General features: G+C 71.0%; 20 protein-coding genes and 1 pseudogene. 5 read left to right on the top strand and 16 right to left on the bottom strand.

The window, feature by feature from the left end:
• Positions 1-30: 30 nt before the first annotated feature.
• The 3 genes from A8W25_RS23745 to A8W25_RS23735 all read right to left on the bottom strand — a co-directional run bounded on the left by A8W25_RS23745 (position 31) and on the right by A8W25_RS23735 (position 3,517).
• On the bottom strand, positions 31-369 hold the full coding sequence (locus A8W25_RS23745) for a P-II family nitrogen regulator (RefSeq protein WP_004924863.1): 339 nt from the start codon (positions 367-369) through the stop codon (positions 31-33).
• A complete protein-coding gene (locus A8W25_RS23740) occupies positions 366-1,709 on the bottom strand; it encodes an ammonium transporter (RefSeq protein WP_067164738.1) in 1,344 nt (447 codons plus the stop codon). The genes A8W25_RS23745 and A8W25_RS23740 overlap by 4 nt, the downstream gene beginning before the upstream one ends.
• 332 nt (positions 1,710-2,041) lie before the next feature.
• Complete coding sequence (locus A8W25_RS23735; protein WP_067164735.1) at positions 2,042-3,517, bottom strand: hypothetical protein; 1,476 nt, start codon at positions 3,515-3,517, stop codon at positions 2,042-2,044.
• A 429-nt stretch (positions 3,518-3,946) separates the two neighbouring features.
• Here A8W25_RS23735 and A8W25_RS23730 point away from each other — a divergent pair, with 429 nt between their 5' ends.
• Positions 3,947-4,594, top strand: coding sequence for a bifunctional DNA primase/polymerase (locus tag A8W25_RS23730; protein WP_067164733.1), 648 nt, complete (start codon positions 3,947-3,949; stop codon positions 4,592-4,594).
• Between the two features lie 147 nt (positions 4,595-4,741).
• Here the strand turns inward: A8W25_RS23730 and ftsY are convergent, their stop codons facing one another.
• The gene (gene ftsY / locus A8W25_RS23725; protein WP_067164730.1) at positions 4,742-5,956 is read right to left on the bottom strand and encodes a signal recognition particle-docking protein FtsY; all 1,215 of its coding nucleotides are present in this window, start codon (positions 5,954-5,956) and stop codon (positions 4,742-4,744) included.
• A gap of 189 nt (positions 5,957-6,145) precedes the next feature.
• Between ftsY and A8W25_RS23720 the strand changes: the two genes are divergently transcribed.
• Positions 6,146-7,597, top strand: a complete 1,452-nt coding sequence (locus tag A8W25_RS23720; protein ID WP_067167106.1) for a cytosine permease — start codon at positions 6,146-6,148, stop codon at positions 7,595-7,597.
• A gap of 70 nt (positions 7,598-7,667) precedes the next feature.
• Positions 7,668-8,639 (top strand): LLM class flavin-dependent oxidoreductase, encoded by a 972-nt coding sequence (locus A8W25_RS23715; RefSeq protein WP_067164728.1) that lies wholly within the window; start codon positions 7,668-7,670, stop codon positions 8,637-8,639.
• Between the two features lie 41 nt (positions 8,640-8,680).
• Here A8W25_RS23715 and A8W25_RS23710 read toward each other — a convergent pair whose 3' ends face one another.
• From A8W25_RS23710 to A8W25_RS23695, 4 genes and pseudogenes are all read right to left on the bottom strand, one after another.
• Entirely contained in the window at positions 8,681-10,099 is a 1,419-nt protein-coding gene (locus tag A8W25_RS23710; protein WP_067164726.1) for a sugar porter family MFS transporter, read from the bottom strand.
• Between the two features lie 208 nt (positions 10,100-10,307).
• Positions 10,308-13,857, bottom strand: a pseudogene (smc, locus tag A8W25_RS23705) (chromosome segregation protein SMC).
• A gap of 247 nt (positions 13,858-14,104) precedes the next feature.
• Positions 14,105-14,323: a hypothetical protein gene (locus A8W25_RS23700; RefSeq protein ID WP_067164723.1), complete on the bottom strand. Its 219-nt coding sequence runs from the start codon at positions 14,321-14,323 to the stop codon at positions 14,105-14,107.
• Positions 14,324-14,705: 382 nt separating this feature from the next.
• Positions 14,706-14,987: an acylphosphatase gene (locus A8W25_RS23695; RefSeq protein WP_079126336.1), complete on the bottom strand. Its 282-nt coding sequence runs from the start codon at positions 14,985-14,987 to the stop codon at positions 14,706-14,708.
• 167 nt (positions 14,988-15,154) lie between these two features.
• Here A8W25_RS23695 and A8W25_RS23690 point away from each other — a divergent pair, with 167 nt between their 5' ends.
• The gene (locus A8W25_RS23690; protein WP_067164718.1) at positions 15,155-15,988 is read left to right on the top strand and encodes a CAP domain-containing protein; all 834 of its coding nucleotides are present in this window, start codon (positions 15,155-15,157) and stop codon (positions 15,986-15,988) included.
• Between the two features lie 99 nt (positions 15,989-16,087).
• Positions 16,088-16,486 (top strand): winged helix-turn-helix transcriptional regulator, encoded by a 399-nt coding sequence (locus tag A8W25_RS23685; RefSeq protein WP_067164715.1) that lies wholly within the window; start codon positions 16,088-16,090, stop codon positions 16,484-16,486.
• On the opposite strand, the gene mutM is transcribed toward A8W25_RS23685, so the two are convergent.
• The 8 genes from mutM to recG all read right to left on the bottom strand — a co-directional run bounded on the left by mutM (position 16,459) and on the right by recG (position 23,877).
• Positions 16,459-17,319 (bottom strand): bifunctional DNA-formamidopyrimidine glycosylase/DNA-(apurinic or apyrimidinic site) lyase, encoded by an 861-nt coding sequence (gene mutM / locus A8W25_RS23680; protein ID WP_067164713.1) that lies wholly within the window; start codon positions 17,317-17,319, stop codon positions 16,459-16,461. The two genes, A8W25_RS23685 and mutM, sit on opposite strands and share 28 nt — an antisense overlap.
• Positions 17,320-17,453: 134 nt before the next feature.
• Positions 17,454-18,284, bottom strand: a complete 831-nt coding sequence (rnc, locus tag A8W25_RS23675) for a ribonuclease III (protein ID WP_067164710.1) — start codon at positions 18,282-18,284, stop codon at positions 17,454-17,456.
• Positions 18,285-18,303: 19 nt separating this feature from the next.
• Complete coding sequence (gene rpmF, locus A8W25_RS23670; protein ID WP_003965982.1) at positions 18,304-18,477, bottom strand: 50S ribosomal protein L32; 174 nt, start codon at positions 18,475-18,477, stop codon at positions 18,304-18,306.
• 2 nt (positions 18,478-18,479) lie between these two features.
• Positions 18,480-19,166 carry a YceD family protein gene (locus A8W25_RS23665; protein ID WP_067164708.1) on the bottom strand — a complete coding sequence of 229 codons (687 nt, stop codon included), beginning with the start codon at positions 19,164-19,166 and terminating at the stop codon, positions 18,480-18,482.
• Positions 19,167-19,282: 116 nt separating this feature from the next.
• Entirely contained in the window at positions 19,283-20,374 is a 1,092-nt protein-coding gene (locus A8W25_RS23660; RefSeq protein ID WP_067164706.1) for a cell division initiation protein, read from the bottom strand.
• Positions 20,375-20,469: 95 nt separating this feature from the next.
• Positions 20,470-20,952, bottom strand: coding sequence for a pantetheine-phosphate adenylyltransferase (gene coaD, locus A8W25_RS23655; protein WP_067164703.1), 483 nt, complete (start codon positions 20,950-20,952; stop codon positions 20,470-20,472).
• A 20-nt stretch (positions 20,953-20,972) separates the two neighbouring features.
• The gene (gene rsmD / locus A8W25_RS23650; RefSeq protein WP_067164700.1) at positions 20,973-21,557 is read right to left on the bottom strand and encodes a 16S rRNA (guanine(966)-N(2))-methyltransferase RsmD; all 585 of its coding nucleotides are present in this window, start codon (positions 21,555-21,557) and stop codon (positions 20,973-20,975) included.
• A 103-nt stretch (positions 21,558-21,660) separates the two neighbouring features.
• Positions 21,661-23,877, bottom strand: a complete 2,217-nt coding sequence (gene recG / locus A8W25_RS23645) for an ATP-dependent DNA helicase RecG (protein ID WP_067164697.1) — start codon at positions 23,875-23,877, stop codon at positions 21,661-21,663.
• Positions 23,878-23,964: the final 87 nt, after the last annotated feature.

The following is a 23,964-nucleotide window of genomic DNA, read 5'->3' as shown; positions in this document are numbered from 1 at the left end:
CTCCTGTCCGTACCTGATCGGGGGACCAACTCAGAGGGCGTCGGGACCGCGTTCGCCGGTGCGGACCCGTACCGCCGTCTCCACCGGCACGCTCCACACCTTTCCGTCGCCGATCTTGCCGGTCCTGGCGGCCTTGACCACCACGTCGATCAGCTGCTCGGCGTCGTCGTCCTCGACCAGGACCTCGATACGGATCTTGGGGACGAGGTCGACGGTGTACTCGGCGCCGCGGTAGACCTCGGTGTGGCCGCGCTGGCGCCCGTATCCGCTGGCCTCGGTGACCGTGAGGCCGTGGACCCCGAAGGCCTGGAGGGCCTCCTTGATCTCGTCCAGGCGGTGCGGCTTGACGACCGCGGTGATCAGCTTCATGCGTCCACCTTCTTGTTCTGCGCTGCCTTCTCGCCCGGGGCCGGGGCGGACGTGCGGACGGCGGTGCCGCCGCCCGCGCCGCTGAAGTCGTACGCCGTCTCGGCGTGCTCGACCTGGTCGATGCCCGAGACCTCGTCGTCCTCGGCGACCCGCATCCCCATCGTCTTGTCGAGCAGGAAGGCGAGGGCCGCGGAGACCACCAGCGAGTAGCCGAGGACCGCGCCGACGCCGATGGCCTGCTTGCCGAGCTGGTCGAGGCCGCCGCCGTAGAAGAGGCCCTTGGCGTCGGACTGTACGCCGCCGGTGGCGAAGAGGCCCACGAGGAGGGAGCCGGCGATGCCGCCGACCATGTGGACGCCGACGACGTCGAGGGAGTCGTCGTAGCCGAAGCGGTACTTGAGGCCTACGGCCATGGCGCAGAGCACACCGGCGATGGCACCGACCGCGATCGCGCCGAGGGGGCTGACGCAGCCGCCGGACGGGGTGATGGCGACCAGGCCCGCGACCGCGCCGGAGGCGGCGCCGAGGGTGGTGAAGGAGCCGTGGCGCAGCTTCTCGTAGAGCAGCCAGGCGAGCATCGCGGCGGCGGTGGCGACCTGGGTGTTGACGAACATCACGGCGCCCACGCCGTCGTCGTTGCCGAGCCAGGAGCCGGCGTTGAAGCCGAACCAGCCGAACCACAGCAGCCCGGCGCCGAGCATGACGAGCGGCAGGCTGTGCGGGCGCATCGGGTCCTTCTTGAAGCCGACGCGCTTGCCGATCACCAGGATGACGCCGAGGGCCGCCGCACCGGCGTTGATGTGCACCGCGGTGCCGCCCGCGAAGTCGATGACGCCCTTCTTGAAGAGCCAGCCGTCGGAGGCCCACACCCAGTGCGCGACCGGGAAGTAGACGATCGTGACCCACAGAGTGATGAACAGCGCCCAGGCGCTGAACTTGACGCGGTCGGCGAGCGCGCCGCTTATCAGCGCCGGGGTGATCACCGCGAACATCAGCTGGAAGACGGCGAAGACGTAGATCGGGACGGTGTAGCCGGGCCAGAGCTGGACGATGCCGATGCCACTGAGCCCGAAGTAGTCCTTGCTCCAGCCGATGAAGCCGTTGGACTCGCCGAAGCTGAGGCTGAAGCCGTAGAGCACCCACAGGATCGTGACGATCCCGAGGCTGATGAAGCTCATCATCAGCATGTTGAGCGTGCTCTTGACGCGGACCATGCCTCCGTAGAAGAAGGCCAGGCCGGGGGTCATGATCATCACCAGTGCTGAGCAGATCAGCATGAATCCGGTGTTGGCGCTGGACAGCTGCGGAGCGTCAGCTGCGAGCGTGATGCCTGGGGGCATCGGCGTCTCCTCGTCGTCGGTACGGCGGCCCGTGCGGGGGCGAACGAGTGGCTGCGAAGGGGTGGGCCGTTATGCGCCATGAGGTTGGCGCAGCGCCGTTTCCGTCGATGCCGCACGATGTTTCGCCGCCGTGACGAAGAGGTCGGGCGTGTTACACGGGCATGAACTGCCGGATCACCGCCCTGGGGGGCGGCTACCATCCGCGTACACGCGGACGGGGGACCGGCCGCGACGTCCCCCGGTTGACCTGGCGTGGGGGAGCCGAGTCGGGCTGTACGGGGTGGGCGTCGCGGCCGGCGTCCTGTATGCCGCCGTGGCGGCGCCCCCGGCGCTCAGACGGCCTCCGCGGTCTCGGGCAGCTCCCGGCCGAGCAGATCGGTGAACCGCACCACCTCGGCCACGTCCCCGAAGTCCCGGACGGCTGTGTCGACGGTCTTGCGCAGCCGGGTGTTGACCCGCTCGGAGCGGACCGTCTTGGCGATCTTCAGGGCCTCTCCGGCCAGCACGGTCGACTGCTCGGGCTCGCGCTTGAGGAGGTGGACGGTGGCCATGCCGATCAGGTTCAGCGCATACGAGCGCTGGTGGACGTCGTCCTTGCCGAAGAGCTCGACCGCGCGCTCCATCACCGGCTCGGCGAGCGTCGCGTACGTGGGGCTGCGCCCGGCCACATAGGCCAGGTCGCGGAACGAGTGCGCGTTCTCCCCGTTGAGCTCGGCCTCGGAGAAGAACTGGATCCAGTCGGGCTCCGGCTCGCCGTCCAGCCCGGCGTCGCCGAAGGTGTCCTCGGACATCCTGACGGCCCGCTTGCACTTGCTGGGCTGGCCCATGTTCGCGTAGGCGCGCGCCTCCATCGCATACAGCATCGCCTGGGTGCGGGGGGTGGCGCAGTCGCGGCTGCCGTACTGGGCGAGGTGGATGAGTTCCAGGGCGTCGTCGGGCCGGCCGAGGTGGATCATCTGGCGGCTCATCGAGGACAGGATGTACGACCCGAGGGGCTTGTCGCCGCACTCCTTGGCCGCGTGCAGGGCGAGCACGAAGTACTTCTGGGCGGTGGGCTGCAGTCCCACGTCGTAGCTCATCCACCCGGCCAGTTCCGCGAGTTCGGCCGCGACCCGGAACAGGCGCCGGGCGGTGGCCTCGGGCTGCGGCTCCTGGAGGAGGTCGGTGACCTCGTGGAGCTGGCCGACGACGGCCTTGCGGCGCAGTCCGCCGCCGCACTGGGCGTCCCACTGGCGGAACATCTCGGTGGTGGTCTCCAGGAGGTCGAGCTCCGGTTTGGAGAGCCGGGAGGGGCGCCGGGCGTTGGCGGGGGTCTCCACGTTGATGGACTCGCCGGGCGGCGCGGGCACCAGCCAGCGCTGCATGGGCTCGATCAGGGCGGGTCCGGCCGACAGCATCAGGGAGGTGCCGAGGAAGCCGCGCCGGGCCAGCATCAGGTCGCTGCGCGAGTACTCGCTGAGCAGGGAGACCGTCTGGGGGCCTGCCCAGGGCAGGTCGACGCCGGAGACCGACGGGGACTGGTGTGCGGTGCGCAACCCGAGGTCCTCGACGGCCACGACGCTGCCGAACCGCTCGGAGAACAGCTCGGAGAGGATGCGCGGGATCGGCTCGCGCGGCATCTCGCCGTCGAGCCAGCGGCGCACCCGGGAGGTGTCCGTGCTGATGTGATGCGCGCCGAGCTGGCGCGCCCGTCGGTTGACCTGCCGCGCGAGCTCGCCCTTCGACCAGCCGCTCCGTACGAACCACGAACTCAGCTGCTCGTTGGGGCGCTTGCCGGCGCTCGTACCGCTAGCCCCACTGCCGCCCACTGGAACGCCCCCATTCTGCTGACGCCTTGTGCGTCTTCCATGTCACGCGAACCCCTATCAGAATGCCGCGAGTCGGGGCTTCCTGTCCGCAGGACGCGACCCTCCGGACGGTACCGCTCCTTGCCTTTGGCATACCCACGAGCGCGTGCGCTTCCAGGGTCCGTGTACCGAAAGTAATCCTACGATCACCGGTCCCGCGAGGGCGATTCCAGAAACGCCACCATTCGCCACCCCTTCGAATGAACTCCCTTGGCGCTGTGCGCGATTCACTTGACACAGGTCGATCAGGAGTCGGTGGAACGGTGCACGCCGGGGCGCGCGGACCGGTTCGCACCACCTCACCTTCCGCCGCGAGCCGCCGGGTGAGCGGTGCGCAATCAGGGAACTCCGGATCGTAACCACCGTCGAGTCACACCCGTTGGAGGGGGCATGGGCTTCACGATCGGCGGCAGCCGGGGGATCCGCGAAATCCGGCCCGGTCCGCGGCGACGCGGCCGCGCGACCGAGGTCACGGCGGTGGCCGAGTACACGGGCCTGTGGGGCTGGGACGTCGCCCCCGGGGCCCGCGAGCTCTCCGGCCAGTGCTCCTGCGGCGTCCCGGACTGCCCCGTGCCGGGGGCGCACCCACTGGACTTCGCGCCCGAGGTGGCGGCGGGCGCGACCCTGGACGAGGTCGGCAAGGCGTGGGCGGAGTGCCCGGGCGCCGCGGTGCTGCTGCCGGTGGGCCGCACCTTCGACATCCTGGACGTGGCGGCGCCCGCCGGACGGAGGGCGCTGGTGCGGATGGAGCGGATGGGGCTGCCGCTCGGCCCCGTCTCGACGACCCCGGCGGGCCGCACCCACTTCTTCGTCGCTCCGGGAGCCGCGGCCGAACTGCCGCGCCTGCTCTACCGGATGGGCTGGGACGACGCCGACCTGGACCTGGTCTGCCCCGGGGCCGGGGCGTATGTGCCGGCACCCCCGTCGGGGGACGTCCACTGGCTGCGCCCGCCGTCCCTGGACACCGCGACCCGCCCCCCGGAGGCCCGGCTGCTGCTGGGCACGCTGGCGTACATCTGCCACCGGGCGCCTTCCTGACACACAAGTGCCCGCCCCCATCGCGCAGATGAGAACGGGCACTCGGCCATACGTACGGACCCCGTAAGGGGCGCGGGGAACCGCGCGACCGGCCGCCTGCGGCCCGCGGGCGAAAACCCGCGCACCCGGCGAGGCGCCGGTCCCCGGCTAGTCCCCGATCAGCGCGTCCACGAACGCGCCCGGCTCGAACGGCGCCAGATCGTCCGCGCCCTCGCCGAGCCCGATGAGCTTGACCGGGACACCGAGCTCGCGCTGCACGGCGATGACGATGCCGCCCTTGGCCGTACCGTCGAGCTTGGTCAGCACGATGCCGGTGATGTCGACGACCTCGGCGAAGACGCGGGCCTGCACCAGCCCGTTCTGCCCGGTGGTGGCGTCGAGGACCAGCAGGACCTCGTCGAGCGGGCCGTGCTTCTCCACGACGCGCTTGACCTTGCCGAGCTCGTCCATGAGCCCGGTCTTGGTGTGCAGCCGGCCCGCGGTGTCGATGAGGACGACGTCCGCGCCCTCCGCGATGCCCTCCTTGACCGCGTCGAAGGCGATCGACGCCGGGTCGCCGCCCTCGGGGCCGCGCACGGTGCGGGCGCCGACGCGCTCGCCCCAGGTCTGCAGCTGGTCGGCGGCGGCCGCGCGGAAGGTGTCCGCCGCGCCGAGGACGACCGACTTGCCGTCGGCGACGAGCACGCGCGCGAGCTTGCCGGTGGTGGTGGTCTTGCCGGTGCCGTTGACACCGACGACCATCACCACGCCGGGGGTCTCCGCGCCGCCCTCGGTCTTGACCGTGCGGTCGAAGTCCGGGCCGAGGATCGCGACGAGCTCCTCGCGCAGCAGGGTGCGCAGCTCGGCGGGGGTGCGGGTGCCGAGCACCCGGACGCGCTCGCGCAGCCGCTCGACCAGCTCCTGGGTCGGGGCGACGCCCACGTCCGCGGTGAGCAGCGTGTCCTCGATCTCCTCCCAGGTGTCCTCGTCGAGGTTGTCCCGGGAGAGCAGCGTGAGCAGCCCCTTGCCGAGCGAGTTCTGGGAGCGGGCGAGCCGGGCGCGCAGCCGCACGAGGCGGCCGGCCGTCGGCTCGGGCACCTCGATCTCGGGCGCGGCGGGCACCTCGGGAAGCGCCTCCTCGACCACGACGGGGCTCGCCGGGGCCTCGGGGAGGGCGACCTCCTCGATGGTGCGGCGTTGCTCCTCGGCGGTCTCCGCGGCGTCTTCGCCGACGTGCGGCTCGGCGGGCGGGGCAGTGATGGTCGGCGTGGACGGCGGCGCCGTGGGCGGCAGCTGCTTCTTCTTGCGGCTGCTGACCACGAGCCCGCTGATCACGCCGACCGCGACCAGGGCGATGACTACAGCAAGGATCACGAATTCCATAACGTCCCCAGTATCAGTCATGGGCCGCCGCGGGGCCCCGGTCGTACCTTCCCCCGAAGATCAAAGGGAATTATGGGGCAATCGTCGTATTAAGTTACAATGGAAGAGGAGGAGTCAACGCGCGTAGAGTCCCCGAAGATGACCCCCACCGGCTCCCGCCAGAGCCGAGCGAGAGGCAACCGCACCCTCATGAGCACCACTTCCCAGTCCGAAGGCGCACTGGAAACCCGTGGCCTTGAGCCCGTCCCCGACAACGAGCGCACCGCCAGAACCAGAGATCTCTTCCCGACCTGGGTCGCCGCCAACATCAGTGTGCTGCTGCTCACGATGGGCGCCAGCCTGGTCGTGTCCTACGGGCTGAACTTCTGGCAGGCGATCGTCGTCGCGATCGCCGCGCCGGTCGTCAGCTACGGCCTGGTGGGGCTCATATCCATCGCCGGCAAACGCGGTGGCGCCCCCGGCATGGCACTGTCGCGCGCGGTCTTCGGCCAGCGCGGCAACCTGCTGCCCGGCTCGCTGATCTGGGTGGCCCGCTGGGGCTGGGAGACCATCAACGCGGTCACCGGCGCCTACGCGATGCTCACCGTCCTGGACATCGTCCTCGGGGTGAAGAGCAACACCTTCCTGATCATCGTGACGCTGCTGCTCTTCGTGGTGACGACCTTCGCGATCTCGGGCCTCGGCATCAACGTCGTCCAGAAGTGCAACAAGTACGCGACCTATCTGTTCGGCGCGTTCTCCGTGCTCGTGCTGGTCTATCTGGCGCTGAACACCGACTGGAGCGAGGTCTTCGACCGCCCGGCCGGGAAGATGTCGCTGATGGTCGCCGGCACCGGCCTGATCGCCGCGGGCGGCGTCAGCTGGATCCCGTCCGCCCCGGACTTCACCCGCTATCTGCCGCGCACGGCCTCCTCCAGGGCCATGGTCGCCAGCTCCGTCGGCGGCGCCGGGATCGTCGTCCTGCCGATGGTCCTGATGGGCGCGGTCATGGCGGTCTCCACGCCGGACCTCGCCTCGGCCGCGGACCCGGTCTCCTTCCTCGGTGAGATCCTGCCGCTGTGGATCGCGGTCCCGTATCTGCTGATCGCCCTGGTCGGCATGGTGCTGATCAACTCGATGTCGATGTACTCGGCCGGCTTCACCGCGCAGACCCTCGGCTTCAAGATCCCGCGCCACTGGGCGGTCTCCGTCAACGCCGTGATCTCGCTGGCCTTCGGCGGCGTCCTGATGCTGGTCGCCAAGAGCTTCATGGGCTCCTTCATCGCCTTCCTCTCGCTGCTCGCCGTCGCCTTCTCGGCCTGGGTCGGCGTCTTCGGCGCGGACATGCTGCGGCGCACCGAGTACGACGCGAAGGCGCTGCTCGACACCACCCCCACCAGCGCGTACTGGTACAGGGGCGGCTTCTCCCCCGCCGCCGTCGCCGCCTGGGCGGTGGGCCTCGGCTCGGGGCTGCTCTTCACCACCTCGGACTGGTTCACCGGCCCGCTCGCCTCGAACAACCCGGTCGGCGAGTACGGCCTGGGCTGGGTGGCCACCATCGTGGTCTCCGCGCTGCTGTACGTGGTCCTGCCGAAGCCCGCCGTACCGGCTCCGGCCGCGGCGGACGAGACGGCCGGGGAGCGCGCACCCCTGGCTGTCTGACGCATCGTCAGCTACCGTCCCCCTCCACCGGGATCCCTTCGGATCCAGCCCGGCGGAGGGGGACTTTCCCATGCCGTTCACGGTCGTACGCATGAACCTGGTGGCCCCGCACGAGCCGCCCGAGACCCTGTCGGCCCGCTACCGCGCCGCGGTGGAGATGGCCGCGTACGCCGACGCGCACGGCGTCGACACCGTCCAGACCGAGGAGCACCACGGCACCGGCAACGGCTGGCTGCCCTCCCCCTTCGCCTTCGCGGGCGCGGTCTTCGGGGCCACCGGCCGGATCGCCGTCACGGTCTCCGCGATCATCGGCCCGCTCTACGACCCGCTGCGGCTCGCCGAGGACATCGCCGTACTGGACCTGCTCAGCGGCGGGCGCCTGGTGACGGTCGCGGGGATCGGCTACCGGCCCGAGGAGTACGAGCAGGCGGGCGTCGAGTGGGGCCGGCGCGGCAAGCTCCAGGACCTGCTCCTGGAGACGCTGCTCAAGGCGTGGACGGGCGAGCCGTTCACCTACGGGGGCCGTACGGTACGGGTCACCCCGCGCCCCTTCACCCAGCCGCACCCGATGCTGCTCGTCGGCGGCTCCTCCAGGGCGGCGGCCCGGCGCGCGGCCCGGCTGGGGCTGCCGTTCTTCCCGAGCGCGCACCTGCCGGAGCTGGAGGCGTACTACCGCGAGCAGCTGGCCCTGCACGGCACCGAGGGCTGGACGATGATGCCCGCCGAGAAGACGCCGCTGCTGCATCTGAGCGAGGACCCGGACCGGGCCTGGGCGCTGTACGGGGAGCACTTCCTGCACGAGGCGCGGATGTACGCGTCCTGGCAGTCCAAGGACATCCGCTCGGCGGTGCGGTCGTCGGCGGTGAGCGTCGAGGAACTGCGCGCCGAGGGCGTCTACCGGATCGTGACGCCCGAGGAGTGCGCGGCGCTCGGCGCCGAGAGCCTGGTGCTGCACCCGCTGTGCGGCGGGATGCCGCTGGAGGAGGGGTGGCGCAGTCTGCGCCTGTTCACGGACGACGTACTGCCCCGGCTCCATGGGTGAGCCGGGGCAGTACGCGTGTCGAGGAGAGAGGGCAGCGGGGTTTAGCCCATCTCCTCCAACGCCTTGCCCTTGGTCTCCTTCACGTACTTGAGTACGAAGGGGATCGAGAGGGCGGCGAAGATCGTGTAGATCACGTAGGTCGCGGAGAGGTTCCAGTCGGCCAGCGACGGGAAGCTCGCGGTGATGGCCCAGTTGGCGATCCACTGCGCGGAGGCGGCGACGCCGAGGGCGGCGGCGCGGATCCGGTTCGGGAACATCTCGCCGAGGAAGACCCAGACCACCACGCCCCAGGAGAGGGCGAAGAAGAGCACGAAGACATGGGCGGCGACCAGGGCGACCCAGCCCTGGGTCGCGGGCAGCTTGCCGTCGACGAGGTCGTAGCTGAAGGCCCAGGCCTCCAGGGCGAGGCCGACGGCCATGCCGACCGAGCCGATGAGCGCCAGCGGCCTGCGGCCGATCCGGTCGACGAAGATCATCGCGATCACGGTGCCGACGATGTTGATGATCGACGTGGTGAACGAGTAGAAGAACGACTGCGACGGGTCGACGCCGACCGACTGCCACAGCGTCGAGGAGTAGTAGAACGCGACGTTGATGCCGACGAACTGCTGGAAGACCGAGAGGCCGATCCCGACCCAGACGATCGGCTTGAAGAAGAACGAGCCGCCGAGCAGGTCCTTGAAGCTCGACTTGTGCTCGCTCTTCATGGCGTGCTCGATCTCGGCGACACGGGCGTCGAGGTCGATGTGCTCGCCCTCGACCTCCTTGAGCACCTCACGGGCGCGCGCGTCGCGGCCTGCGGAGATCAAAAAGCGCGGCGACTCGGGGATGGCGAAGGAGAGCAGGCCGTACAGGACGGCGGGGATGACCATCACGCCGAGCATGACCTGCCAGGCCTCCAGGCCCATCAGCTCGCCGCGCTGGTCGCCGCCCGCGGCGTTGAGGATGCCCCAGTTGACCAGCTGCGAGATCGCGATGCCGATGACGATGGCGGCCTGCTGGAAGGAGCCGAGCCGCCCGCGGTACGCGGCGGGGGCCACCTCGGCGATGTAGGCGGGGCCGATGACCGAGGCCATGCCGATGGCGAAGCCGCCGATGATGCGCCAGAAGGCCAGGTCCCACAGCGCGAACGGGAGCGCGGAGCCGACGGCGCTGATGGTGAAGAGCACGGAGGCGATCTGCATACAGCGGATGCGGCCGATGCGGTCCGCGATGCGGCCCGCGGTGGCGGCGCCGATCGCACAGCCGATCAGAGCGATCGCGATGACCTGGGCGAGCGCCGCGGAGCCGATGTCGTAACGGCCTCTGATGGCCTCGACGGCGCCGTTGATCACGGCGCTGTCGTAACCGAAGAGGAAGCCGCCCATCGCTGCCGCCGCCGCGATGAAGACGACGTGGGCGAGGTGCTCGGGGTGCGCCGTACGGGCTCCCGAGGCCGGTGGCTGCGTAGTGCTGGTCACGTGAACTCCTGGGGCCGCCCGGCAGCGTCGCCGGGCGTTGGGGGCACTTCAAGTGGCGCACAACTTCAGGTCACCCACCACTTGAAGGAAAAAGCAACGTTGCAGAGACTATGCCTTCAAGTTTCGAAGTCAATAGGGCAAGACCTGTGAATTGGGCGACCCTGGTGTGTCGCACTTGTTCAAGTCTTGAAGATCAAATAGTGGTGCTCTAGCGAAGGCGCTGGCTGATGACCTTGGAGACGCCGTCACCCTGCATGGACACGCCGTAGAGCGCGTCCGCGACCTCCATCGTCCGCTTCTGGTGCGTGATCACGATCAGCTGGGAGGACTCCTGGAGCTCCTCCATGATCCGGATGAGGCGCTGGAGGTTGGTGTCGTCGAGCGCCGCCTCGACCTCGTCCATCACATAGAACGGGCTCGGCCGCGCCTTGAAGATCGACACGAGCAGCGCCACGGCCGTCAGCGACCGCTCGCCGCCCGAGAGCAGCGAAAGTCGCTTCACCTTCTTGCCCGGTGGCCGTGCCTCCACGTCCACCCCGGTGGCGAGCATGTTGGACGGGTCGGTCAGGACCAGCCGCCCCTCGCCGCCCGGGAAGAGCCGCGAGAACACGCCCTCGAACTCCCTGGCCGTGTCCCGGTACGCCTCCGTGAAGACCTGCTCGACGCGCTCGTCCACCTCCTTCACCACCTGAAGAAGGTCGGCCCGGGTCTTCTTCAGGTCCTCCAGCTGCTCGGAGAGGAACTTGTGCCGCTCCTCCAGGGCCGCGAACTCCTCCAGCGCGAGCGGGTTGACCTTTCCCAGCTGCTGGTAGGCCCGTTCGGCTGACCTCAGTCGCTTTTCCTGATCCGCGCGCTCGAAACTCCGGGGCCGGTTGCGCGGGTGGTCCGGGTCCTCGGGAAGCTCCTCCCCCTCGGCGGCGGGCGAGGGGGGCACCGGCTGGTCGGGGCCGTACTCGGCGACCAGCCCGGCCGGCTCCACCCCCAGCTCCTCCAGCGCCTTCGTCTCCAGTTGCTCGATCCGCATCCGCTTCTCGGCACCGAGTACCTCGCCGCGGTGCACCGAATCCGTCAACTTGTCGAGCTCGCCCTTGAGGTCGCGGCCGGTGGCCCGGGCGCCCGCCAGCTCCTGCTCGCGCGCGGCCTTGGCGGCCTCGGCGACGGCCCGCTCCCGCTCGGCCCGCACCACGGACACCTCGACGTGGCCGAGCAGGGTCCGCGCTCCCGCGGCCACGGCCGCCGCCACCTGGGCCTCGTGGCGCAGCCGGGCGCGCCGCTCCTCGGCCCGGGCGCGGGCCTCGCGCTCGGCGCGGGCGCCCCGGTCGAGCGCGTCGGCCCGCCCGGCCAGGCCCTTCACCCGCTCCTCGTGCGTACGCAGCTGGAGGCATCTCGGTCTGGCGGGCGTTGGCCCCGTCGGCGGCGAGCCGGTCCCGTACGGAGGTGTCCGGCTCCTCCTCCACCGGCATTTCTTCGGCGACCAGCAGCCGCTCGGTGAGCTCCTCGGCCTCCTCCAGCGCCTTCTCCAGGGCCTCCTGGGCGCGGGCCGCGGCCGCGGCCGTGCGCTCGGCCTCCCCGGCGGCGCCGCGCGCCTGCCCGGCGAGCCGCCCGAGCTGCTGCGCGACCGACGACTTCTCCCGGTCCGCCGTCCGCCGCCGCTCCCCCAGCTCCTCGACGCGCTCGGCGCATTCCGCGCGCAGCTCCCCCGCCGTCCGCTGGACCTCGGCGAGCTCCTCGCAGCGCACCGCCAGCTCCGCGAGCTCGGCGGCGGCCTCGTCGGCCGACGCCTGCACCTCCAGCAGACTGGGCGCCCCGGCCGAGCCTCCTTGCGCGAAGTACGCCCCGAGCAGATCGCCCTCGGCGGTGACGGCGGTCAGGCCCGGCTGTGCGTAGACCAGGTCCTCGGCGTCCTCCAGGGTGCCCACGACCACGACGCCGCGCAGCAACTTCCGTACGGCGGGCAGCAGTTCCTCGGGGCCGCGCACCAGGTCCGCCGCGTACGGCGGCCCGCCCGGACGTACCGGATCGGGCTCCTGCGGGCCCGGCAGCCCGCCCACGAGGAGCGCGGCCCGCCCGGCGTCCTGCTTGCGCAGCAGCCGGATCGCCTCGGCGGCGGTGGCGGGCCCCGAGACCGCGAGCGCGTCGGCCGCGGCGCCCAGGGCCGCGGCCACCGGGACCTCGTGGCCGGGCGCGACCGTGAGCAGGGCGGCGGCGGGGCCGAGCAGGCCCTGAAGCGAGTCCTGGGCGGCGAGCAGCGCGCCCGTACCGTCCTTGCGGCGCAGGCCCAGGGCGAGCGCGTCGTGGCGGGCGGCCACGGCGGCACGTTTCCTCTCCGCGGCCGTGAGGTTCTCCCGGGCGGCGCTCAGGGCCGACTCGGCCTCGGCGAGCTCCCGCTTGGCGCGCTCATGCGCCTCGCCGAGCTCATGGTCGTCCGCGTCCAGGCCGTCGACCTCGGCCTTCAGCTGTTCGTACTCCTCCTGGGCCAGCGCCGCCCGCTCGCCCGCCTCGTCGCGCGACGCGGTGAGCCGGTCGATCTCCGCCTGCGCCGAACCCGCCCTGCTCCGCGCCGCGTTGACCTGTCCGTGCAGCCGCGCCAGGCCTTCGCGCCGGTCCGCGATGGCCCGGGCCACATCCTTCAAACGACGCTCTTCCAGGGCGAGTTCCCGCTCCAGCTCGGCGCGGTGGGAGGCGGTGTCCTCCAGGGCGCGCTCGGCCGCCTCGCGGGCCGCCTCCAGCTCCGCCTCCTGCTCCCGGATCCGGGCGGCCTCGCGCTCCATGTCCTCGGGGTCGCGGCCCCGGCGCTCCTCGGGCGGCTGGGCGGTGGCGCTCTTCACGCGCGCGTCCGCGAGCGAGACGGTGCCGCGCACCCGTTCGGCCAGCTGCGACAGCTCGTACCAGGTCTGCTGGGCGCTCTGCAGCCGCGGCGCGAGCCTGCGGACCTCCTCCTCCAGCTCCGCCTCGCGCGCGAGGGCGGCCTTCAGCTCGGCCTCGGCGCCGTCCTTGCGCTGCTTGAGCGCCGCCTCGTCCTCGATCTCGGCCCGCAGCGCCTGTCGCATCCGCACCAGGTCGTCGGCGAGCAGCCGCAGCCGGGCGTCGCGCAGGTCCGCCTGGATGACGGCGGCCCGGCGGGCGACGGCGGCCTGCCGGCCCAGCGGCTTGAGCTGGCGCCGCAGCTCGTCGGTGAGGTCCTGCACGCGCGCGAGGTTGGCCTGCATCGCGTCCAGCTTGCGCAGCGCCTTCTCCTTGCGCTTGCGGTGCTTGAGGACGCCGGCCGCCTCCTCGATGAAGGCCCGGCGGCCCATCGGGTCGGCGTGCAGCACCGAGTCGAGCTGGCCCTGCCCGACGATCACATGCATCTCGCGCCCGATGCCCGAGTCGGAGAGCAGCTCCTGGATGTCGAGCAGCCGGCAGGTCTCGCCGTTGATCTGGTACTCGCTGCTGCCGCCCCGGAACATGATCCGGGTGATGGTGACCTCGGCGTACTCGATGGGCAGGGCGCCGTCGGAGTTGTCGATGGTGAGGGAGACCTCGGCGCGGCCCAGCGGCGGGCGGCCGGTCGTCCCGGCGAAGATGACGTCCTCCATCTTGCCGCCGCGCAGCGACTTGGCGCCCTGCTCGCCCATGACCCAGGACAGCGCGTCCACGACGTTGGACTTGCCGGAGCCGTTGGGGCCCACCACACAGGTGATGCCGGGCTCGAACTTCAGTGTCGTCGCGGAAGCAAAGGATTTGAACCCGCGCAGGGTGAGGGCCTTGAGGTGCACGCCGTCGGACTCTACTCTCCGCGCCCCGCCGAGCCCCGGGAAGGCGCAGCCCCGGCGGTTTCACCTCTGGCCACCCAGGGCACACCGGATGAGACGGACCGCACGGAACACGGGTGCCACCGGCCGACCGGCCGACAGGAGGCCGGCAAAAGGGGCCGGACAAGAAAGAAGGGACGCCAAAGCGTCCCTTGCATATCTATCTCTGGAGAGTGGATCTCACCTACGGGCCTGGGGGTGCGGCCCGCGATCAGGTGAGCGCAGGCTCCGCCTGGGGTACGTCGATGTCGATGCCTTCGAGCAGCGAGTCTCCGCGGTGCGAAGCAACGGCAGCGGACAGCGCGTCCTTCTCGGACTGGATCCGTACGAGCTCGGACTCAAGGTCCTGGACACGCTGCTGGAGCCGTCGCATCTCGGCGAGGAGTCGCGGGTCGGAACCGCCGACGTAACCGAGAAGCGCCTTTGCCATGATGGATGGTCCTCCACAATGAGTGACCGACCGAAGCGGTGTGGGTCGTGAGGGATTCGCACCCGCGGTGCTTGGACCTGACTGGGGTTCTTCATGCCAAACAGCTAAGGTGCGCGGGGCTTCCAGCGTCTCACCAAAAAGTTTGACGGTCAACACGATCACGCCCCGTATCGGCGGGCAATCCGGGGGCCGTCCGGCCGGGAAGCACCCGGCGAGGCCTCTCCTCGGAGCCCTGGGGGCGTGGAGATCATCCTTCTAGCGGCAGCCTTGCACGCCGGGCCGCGATTGGCAACAACGAAGTCGTACGAGGTCAGGGGCCCGGGCCCCGGACCGACCGACTGGTACGCGGCCCCCGGGCCGCACTGCGGGCGGCCGACGGGTCCTAGCGGATCGCGAAGCTGTCGTAGCCGCCGCGCGGGGCGGCCCAGATCTCGGTGACTCCGTCGACCCTGCCGGGTGTGTCGTCGCCCCTGAGCCACTCCAGCAGACGGTGGCAATTATCACGTGGCCCCTCGGCCACGACCTGCACCCGGCCGTCGTCGAGGTTGAGCGCGAACCCGACGAGGCCGCCGATCTCCAAAGCGTTTGCCCTGGTGAACCAGCGGAAGCCCACTCCCTGTACTCGGCCGCGCACCCAGGCGGTGAGCCGTGCATCTTCGTTCATGGGTGCACGCTAACCGGCCAATAGCTCACGGAGCACTTCGCCCTCCTGCGTCATGGCGTACAGTCCCGACGCAATGAGCCTCACCCGTTCGGACTAGCATCCGTCGCCCCCGGACGGGGCCTGGGGCCCAGGGACCACAGCACTGAAGCAATGAGGGAGGCCAGCAGATGGGACGCCATCGTCGCTCCGCCGCGCCCGCCAAGAAGCGGTCCGCCGTGCCCGTGCGCACCGGGCTGCTCGGCGCATCCGCCGCCGTGGCGGTGGGCGCCGTAGCCATAGCCTCCGGCCTGCTGCCGGGCGGCTCCTCCTTCGAGCTCAACGGCGGCTCCACGGGTGAGCACGTCCAGGCGGGCGGCGCCTCCGATCTGCGTCAGCAGGGCGGCGAGGCCGTGAAGCCGACCAGTGCGGCCCCCTCGGCGCCGATCACCTCGCCGAGCACCCACGCACCTCTCACCTCCCCCTCCGCCACGCCCTCCCAGAAGCCGTCGTCGGCCGCGCCGGCCCCGGCCAAGGAGAAGCCGTCCGCCCCGGCGGCCGCGCCGAAGACGGCCACGCCGTCCGCGCGCCCCTCCAAGGCGAAGGTCGTCGTGCCGGAGCAGCGCCAGATCAAGGCGCCCACCGCCGAGCAGGCCGCCGCGGCCACCGTCGTCTCGCTGGTCAACCAGCAGCGCGCGCAGGCGGGCTGCAGCCCGGTGAGGGCGGACGCCTCGCTGGCGGCGCTGGCCACCGCGTTCAGCGACGACATGGCGGCGCGCGGCTTCTTCGACCACACCGACCCGGACGGCAAGAGCCCCTGGGACCGGGCCGCCAAGGCGGGCGTCGGCAACCTGGGCGGCGAGAACATCGCGCGCGGCCAGGCCGACGCCAAGGCGGTCATGGAGGCCTGGATGAACAGCCCGGGCCACCGGGCCAACATCCTGAACTGCGACTACAAGACGCTCGGCGTCGGCGTGCACATGGGCGAGGGCGGCCCGTGGTGGACGCAGGACTTCGGCTTCTGAGCCGATCTCCAGCCCCGTCGACGAGACAGCCGACGCAGCCCTGACAGACGAGACAGCGCTAACTTCTGGTTAGCGCTGTCTCGTCGTATGGTGAGAGGCATGGAAGAGACCGCCACCGCCGACCCCGCAGACCTGCCGTTCGACGTCTTCTCCAAGGCGTGCCCCTCCCGCGGCACCCTTGAGCACATCACCGGCCGCTGGGGCGGCCTCGCGCTGGGCGCCCTGCATGAGGGGAGCTTCCGCTTCAACGAGCTGCGCCGACGGGTCGACGGCGTGAGCGAGAAGATGCTCTCCCAGACGCTCCAGGCGCTGGAGCGCGACGGGCTCGTCCACCGCGAGGCCCAGCCGACCAACCCGCCGCGCGTCGACTACACCCTGACGCCGCTGGGGCACGAGGTCGCCGAGCGCCTCCTCGGCCTCATCCACCTGATGGAGGACCGGATGCCGTCGGTCCTCGAAGCACGCGAGCGCTACGACGCGGGGCGCGGGGCGCGCTGACAGCGCGGGCAGAAGTAGCTGGACCGGTTCATCCACGGGCGCCGGCGCATCGGCGTGCCGCACCGGCGGCAGGGCTCGCCCTCGCGCCCGTACGCGTCGAGGGAGCGGTCGAAGTACCCCGACTCGCCGTTCACATTGACGTAGAGGCTGTCGAAGCTGGTGCCGCCGGCGGCGAGCGCCGCGTTCATCACGTCCCGTACGTGGCCGAGGAGTTCGGCGGACTTGGGGCGCGTGAGGGTCGAAGTGGGGCGCTCGTAGTGCAACTTGGCGCGCCACAGCGCCTCGTCGGCGTAGATGTTGCCGACGCCGCTGATGAGCGACTGGTCGAGCAGCGCGCGCTTGACGGTGGTGCGCCGCAGCCGCAGCGCGGTGAAGAAGGCGGCGTCGTCGAAGAGTTCGTCGAGCGGGTCGCGCGCGATGTGCGCGATGACGTCGGGCAGCCCCTCGGGCGTGTTGTCGTGCAGCGAGAGCCCGCCGAAGGTCCGCTGGTCGACGAAGCGCAGCTCGGTCCCCGCCGCGTCCTGGAAGCGCAGCCGGATCCGCAGGTGCTTCTCGTCGGGTGCGCTCTCCGGCTGCACCAGGAGCTGCCCGCTCATCCCGAGGTGCCCGAGCACCGACTGGTCGGTGTCCGCCAGCGGCAGCCACAGATACTTCCCGCGCCGGCGCGCGACCCCGATGCGGTGCCCCTTGAGCCGGGCCGCGAAGTCCGCCGCCCCGGCCGGGTGGCGGCGTACGGCCCGGGGGTGCAGCACCTCGACGAGGTCCACGGTCCGCCCGGCCACCCAGCGCTCCAGGCCCCGCCGCACGACTTCGACCTCGGGCAGTTCGGGCAAGGGATCCTCCGGACGGAGCGGGTGGACACGGGGGTGGTCGCAGCGTATCCCCCACGGCGGACGGCTCCCTGCCGGGGTACGCAAAAACCCCTGTCCGCACGGGATCCGTGCGGACAGGGGCCAAGGAAGACGGTTCAGGCTGCCGGGTCGGCGGCGGGGGTCGGCGTCCCGCCGTCCTGCTCGGCGGCGGGGGCTTCCGCCGCCTTCGCCTTCGCGATCCGCTCGTCGGCGGACGCGCGAATGGCCAGCCAGGCAGACTCCGCGGCCTGCTGCTCCGCTTCCTTCTTGCTGCGGCCGGTGCCGGTGCCGTACGAGACACCACCGACGCGGGCGGCAGCAGTGAAGGTCTTCTCGTGGTCGGGACCCGTCTCGGAGACCAGGTACTCCGGAACGCCGAGGCCTTCGGCCGCGGTGAGCTCCTGGAGGCTGGTCTTCCAGTCCAGGCCGGCCCCGAGGTTCGAGGACTTCTCGATCAGGGGGTCGAAGAGCCGGTGGACGAGCTCGGAAGCCGCCCCAAGACCCTGGTCCAGATAGACCGCGCCGATCACCGCTTCAAGGGTGTCGGCGAGGATGGAAGCCTTGTCCCGGCCGCCCGTGCCCTCTTCGCCCCGGCCGAGCCGGATGAAGGAGCCGAGGTCGAGCCCACGGCCCACCTGCGCCAGCGCACGAGAGTTGACCACCGCGGCCCGGAGCTTGGCCAGCTGGCCTTCCGGGAGGTCGGGGTGGGTGCGGTACAGCGTGTCGGTGACGACCAGACCGAGCACCGAGTCCCCGAGGAACTCGAGCCGTTCGTTGGTCGGCAGACCGCCGTTCTCGTACGCGTACGAACGATGGGTCAGTGCACGCACCAGAAGGGCGGACTCAAGGTGATACCCGAGCCGCCCTTCCAGAAGCGTGTGGGACGAGGCCGAGTTGTTGTCGCTACTGCCCGCCTTCTTGGCGCCGGCATTCGACAGATCAGACATCGGGCCTCTCACCAGCCGCTCAGACCTCGAGGACCTGGCGCTTGTTGTAGGTGCCGCAGCTCGGGCACGCGATGTGCTGGAGCTTCGGCTCCTGGCAACGCTCACACGAAACCAGGGTGGGGACCGCAGCCTTCCACTGCGACCGGCGGTGGCGCGTGTTGCTGCGCGACATCTTCCGCTTCGGAACAGCCACGGCTACTTCTCCTGCTTCTCGGCGGCGCGCTGCACGTCAGAGGCAGTGCCGCTCATGTTGTCCTTCTCGCCGTCCTGGATGGTCCCGGCGAGTCCTTGCAGTGCCGCCCAACGGATGTCGACGGCATCGTGGTGGTGGTCGGGGTCGTCCTCAAGCCTGAATCCACAGGTGGAACACAGGCCGAGGCAGGTCTCCCGGCACACCGGCTGCATCGGCAGTGCGAGCACCACCGCATCACGCAGCACGGGCTCGAGGTCGAACAGGCCGTCCTCGAGCGGGATGGTGTCCTCGTCCTCGGCGTCGTCGGCCGGCTCCGCCTGCTTGCTGCGGCCCCGGTCGTCGGCGTCAGGGTACGAGAACAACTCCTGGAAGTCCGCATCGAGCGCGAGCTCTAGCGGCTCCAGACACCTTACGCACTCACCCTCGGCCGATGCACGGGCGGTGCCTGTGACAAGCACCCCTTCCATGACCGACTCCAGGCGGAGCTCGATTTCCACGGGCGCGCCCTGGGGCACTCCCACGACGCCGTCGATCCCGAGATCGGCGGGCGCCTCGACCGTGCGGGAGATCCGCTGGAGGGCACCGGGACGCCGGCCCAGCTCGTGTGTGTCGAACACGAGAGGGTTGCGGTGGTCGAGGTGCGTACTCAGGGTTCTTCCCGCTTTCGGATCGTGGAGGGTGGCCGCCATGCGTCGCCGTGGGTGCGGCGATGCGCGGGCAGCGTTGATCGCGGACGTACGCGCGACCGAAGAGCCAGGATACTGGACGGGCCGCGATTGACCCAATCCGGGCCGGCGGCGACCGGCTAGCGGCCCTGCTCGTACTGCCGCAGCTGCTCCAGGTCGATCATGCTCGTGTCGAAGAGGCTGGTCTCGTCGAGCGCGGGCTGCTGCGGGTGCGCGGCCTGCCGGCCGTAGTCGTGGCCCTGCTGGGCCTGGCCCTGCTGGACCTGCTGCTGACCGTAGGCCTGCGGGTCGTAGGCGTACGGGTCCTGCTGCGGCTGCTGCTGGTCGTAGCCGTACTGGGCGTACTGCTGCTGGGCCTGCTGCTGGTAGGCGTACGGGTCCTGCTGGGCCTGCGCCTGTACCTGGCCGTAGCCGTACGGGTCGTAGACCTGGGCCGGGACCTGGGCCTGCTGGGGCTGGGGGGTCGGCGGCTGCGGGTCCGCCAGATCGGCCAGGCCCGCCAGGTAGTCGGCGTCGCTGGTGTGGCCGCCTCCGAGGGCCCCGGCGGCGTCCTGGGCGGCCATGTGGTCGCCGAGCTCGTCGCTGGCGATCCGGCCGTGCAGGGTCTCGCGGCCGCGGCCGACGGCCTCCAGGGTCTTGGCGAGCACGGCCTCGAAGGCGCCGAGCTTGGCGTCCACGTACTCGTCGGCGCGCGCGATCAGGGTCCCCGGGTCCGCGCTGTACTCGGGGGCGTCCTCGTCGGCCCGGCCCTGCTCGTCGAGGCCGGGGCCCCGGCCGAGCAGCTTCTCGCGGCCGCGGTCGACCGAGCCGATGGTCTTGGTGAGGACGACCTCGAAGTTGGCCAGCTTGGAGTCGACGTAGTCGTCGGCCTCGGCGCGGATCTCCTCGGCCTCGCGCTTGGCGTCGGCGAGGATGCGGTCCGCCTCGTCCTGGGACTGCCGGGCGACGGCCGTGTCGGAGATCAGCGTGCCCCGCTGGGCGTGCGCGGACTCGATGATCCGCTCGGCCTCCTGGCGGGCCTGCTCGACCAGCTGCTCCCGGCCGCCGATCAGCTCCTGGGCCTGGGCGAGGGAGCCGGGCAGGGCCTGGCGCACCTCCTCCAGGAGCGCGAGCAGCTCGGCGCGGTTGACCACGCACGAGGCCGACATGGGCATGGAGCGGGCACCGGCGACGACGTCGACGATCTCGTCCAGCTTCTTCTGCACGTCCACCGTGGGCTCGCCACTCTCTACGACTGGTTGGAGACGGACGGGACGACTGTAAGGCCAGTCGGGCCCCGCCCGACACCAGCTGACGACCTGTCAGCTCAGTGCTGTTCGGCGATCCGCGCGACCAGTGCGTCGTGGACGGTCGCGGGCAGCAGGTGGGAGACGTCTCCGCCCCAGGCCGCGACCTCCTTGACCAGCGACGACGACAGGAAGCTGTAGGTCGGGTTGGTGGGCACGAAGAGGGTCTCGACGCCGGAGAGCCCGTTGTTCATCTGGGCCATCTGGAGCTCGTAGTCGAAGTCGCTGACCGCGCGCAGGCCCTTCACGATGGCCGGGATGTCGCGCTGCTTGCAGAAGTCGACCAGCAGGCCGTGGAAGGACTCGACCTCCACGTTGCCGAAGTCGGCGGTCACCTCGCGGATCAGCTCGATCCGCTCCTCGATGGTGAACAGGCCCTTCTTCGACTGGTTGATCATCACCGCGACGTGCACCACGTCGTACAGCTTCGAGGCGCGGGCGATGATGTCGAGGTGTCCATTGGTGATGGGGTCGAACGATCCCGGACAGACGGCTCGGCGCAACTGAAGTCCCTCGCTCCCGGTCATGGTGCGTCTTCGCACGTAGAGGCGGCGCGACCGTACCAAAGCGTGCCCTCGCCGTAACGGCGGGCCCGCAGTGCTTCGAATCCCCGCGGCCAGCCGAATTCCCCGCCTCTGGTGCTGCGCTCCACGGTGACCAGGCACTCGTCGGTGAGCCAGCCCCCCGTGCGGAGTGTGAGGAGGATCTCGCGAAGATCGTCATCGGTCACGGCGTACGGCGGATCGAGGAACACCACGTCAAAGGGGGTTTCCGGGGCCGGGCCGGAAACGATCTGTTCCGCTTTTCCGTTACGCACCTCCGCGCCCGGAAGGCCCAGTACGCGCACGTTCTCGCGGACGGTCTTCACGGCCCGGGCGTCGGCCTCGACGAGCAGTGTGTGCGAGGCGCCCCGGGAGAGCGCCTCCAGGCCGACCGCGCCCGACCCCGCGTACAGATCCGCGACCCGGATGCCCTCCAGGGTGCCGAGCAGGGCCTCCCAGGTGGAGAAGAGGCCCTCGCGCGCGCGGTCGGAGGTGGGGCGGGTGCCGTTGCCCGGCGGTACGGCCAGGCGGCGTCCGCCGGCCCGGCCGGCGATCACGCGGGTCATCTGAATCCTTGTCGGTGTACGTACGTCACTGGTGTCCCCCAGTTTCTCAGAACCCGGCGCGGACGCCGCCCGCGCGCCCCTGTCAGCCCCTCGTCAGCCCTTGTCAGCCCTTGTCGAGGTACCGCTCGCGGTCCTTGTCGAGCAGGGCGTCGAGCGCTGTGCGCAGCGCGGGCAGCCGCTCCAGGTCCGGGTCCTCGCCCACCACCGTCACCGCCTCCTCGCGGGCCGCCGCGATCACCTCCTCGTCCTCGATGACCGCGAGCATCCGCAGCGAGGAGCGCACCCCGGACTGGGCCTGGCCCAGCACATCGCCCTCGCGGCGCTGTTCCAGGTCGATCCGGGAGAGCTCGAAGCCGTCCAGGGTGGCGGCCACCGCGTTCAGCCGGGCCCTGGCCGCGCTCGCCTCCGGCATCTCGGTGACCAGCAGGCACAGGCCCGGGGCGGAGCCGCGGCCGACACGGCCGCGCAGCTGGTGCAGCTGGGAGACGCCGAACCGGTCCGCGTCCATGATCACCATCGCGGTGGCGTTCGGCACGTTCACCCCGACCTCGATGACCGTGGTCGCGACCAGCACGTCGACCTCGCCGGCCGCGAACCGGCGCATCACGTCGTCCTTGTCGTCGGGCTGCATCCGGCCGTGCAGCACCTCGATGCGCAGCCCCTGGAGCGGGCCTGTGGTGAGCTGGTCCGCGATGTCGAGCACGGCGAGCGGAGGCCGCTTCTCCGCCTCGTCCTCGGCGGACTTCTTCTTGGCCGCCTTCTTCTCGTCGGCCTCGTCCGCGGAGTCACCGATGCGGGGACACACCACATAGCCCTGGTGGCCCTTGGTGACCTCCTCGCGGACCCGCTCCCAGGCGCGGGCCAGGAAGTGCGGCTTGTCCTGGGCCGGGACGACATGGCTGGCGATGGGCGAGCGCCCGGCCGGGAGCTGGTCCAGGACCGAGGTCTCCAGGTCGCCGAAGACGGTCATCGCGACCGTGCGCGGGATCGGGGTGGCCGTCATCACCAGGAGGTGCGGCGGCTGCTTGCCCTTGCCGCGCAGGGCGTCGCGCTGCTCGACGCCGAACCGGTGCTGCTCGTCGACCACGACCAGGCCCAGATCGTGGAACTGCACCTTGTCCTCGATCAGCGCGTGCGTGCCGATCACGATGCCCGCCTCGCCGGTGACCAGGTCGAGCAGCGCCTGGCGGCGGGCGGGCGCGCCCATCGACCCGGTGAGCAGCACGACCTTGGTGCCCAGGTCCGAGCCGCCCAGCATGCCTCCCTCGGCGAGCTCGCCCATCATCTCGGTGATGGACCGGTGGTGCTGCTGGGCGAGGACCTCGGTGGGGGCGAGCATGGCCGCCTGGCCCCCGGAGTCGACCACGGCGAGCATCGCGCGCAGGGCGACCATCGTCTTGCCCGAGCCGACCTCGCCCTGGAGCAGCCGGTGCATCGGGTGCTCGGTCGCCAGGTCGTCGAAGATCTCCTTGGAGACCTTCAGCTGGCCGTCGGTGAGGGTGAAGGGCAGCTTGGCGTCGAAGGCGTCGAGCAGGCCGCCGGGGGTCGGCCTGCGCGCCACGGCGGGCAGTTGCGCGTCCGCGAACCGCCGCCGGGCCAGCGCCACCTGGAGGACGAACGCCTCGTCCCACTTCAGCCGCTGCCGGGCGTCCTCCACGTCGTCCTTGGTGTGCGGGCGGTGGACCTTGAGCAGCGCCTCGGGCAGCGGGACGAAGCCCCGGCCCTCGCGCAGGGACTCGGGCAGCGGGTCGACGGCCTCCTGGGCGCTGGGCAGCACCGCGTCGACCGCCTTGGCGATCTTCCAGGACTCCAGGCCCTTGCAGGCGGGGTAGATCGGGATGAGCGCGCCCGCCCAGGAGTCGATCACGTCGGCGGAGTCGCCGTCCCCTTCGCTGTCGGCGCCCAGCTTCGCGTACGTGGGGTGGGCGAGCTGGAGGCGGCGGTTGAACATCGACACCTTGCCCGCGAACATCGCGCGGCTGCCGGGCAGCAGCTCCTTGTGCGGCTTGTGGATGCCCCGGCCGAAGAAGACCAGCTGGAGACGGCCGCTGCCGTCGGTGATGGTGATCTCCAGGCGCTGGCCCCGGCCGCCGTTGAACGTGTGCACGCGCGCGTCGGCGACCTGGGCGACGACCGTGACGTCCTCGTCGAGGGGCAGCTCGGCCAGCTTGGTGAGCTGGCCGCGCTCCTCGTACCGCCGCGGGTAATGGTGGAGGAGGTCGCCGACCGTGTGCAGGTCGAGCTGCTCGGCCATCACCTTCGCGGTGGGTCCGCCGAGCAGCTTCTTCAGTGGTTCTTCGAGCGCAGGCACGCGATCCATTGCACACCACACCACTGACATCCCGCAGGACCCCCGGGCCCCCTGTGGACAACTCGGCGCGTACGGCGGTCACTCGACCCCGCGCGA

Origin of the sequence: Streptomyces sp. ERV7, from assembly GCF_001653515.1 — a bacterium.
Taxonomy (GTDB): Bacteria; Actinomycetota; Actinomycetes; order Streptomycetales; family Streptomycetaceae; genus Streptomyces.
Note: the sequence above shows the minus strand (reverse complement) of the source record. Positions and strands in the feature narration are given on the sequence as shown.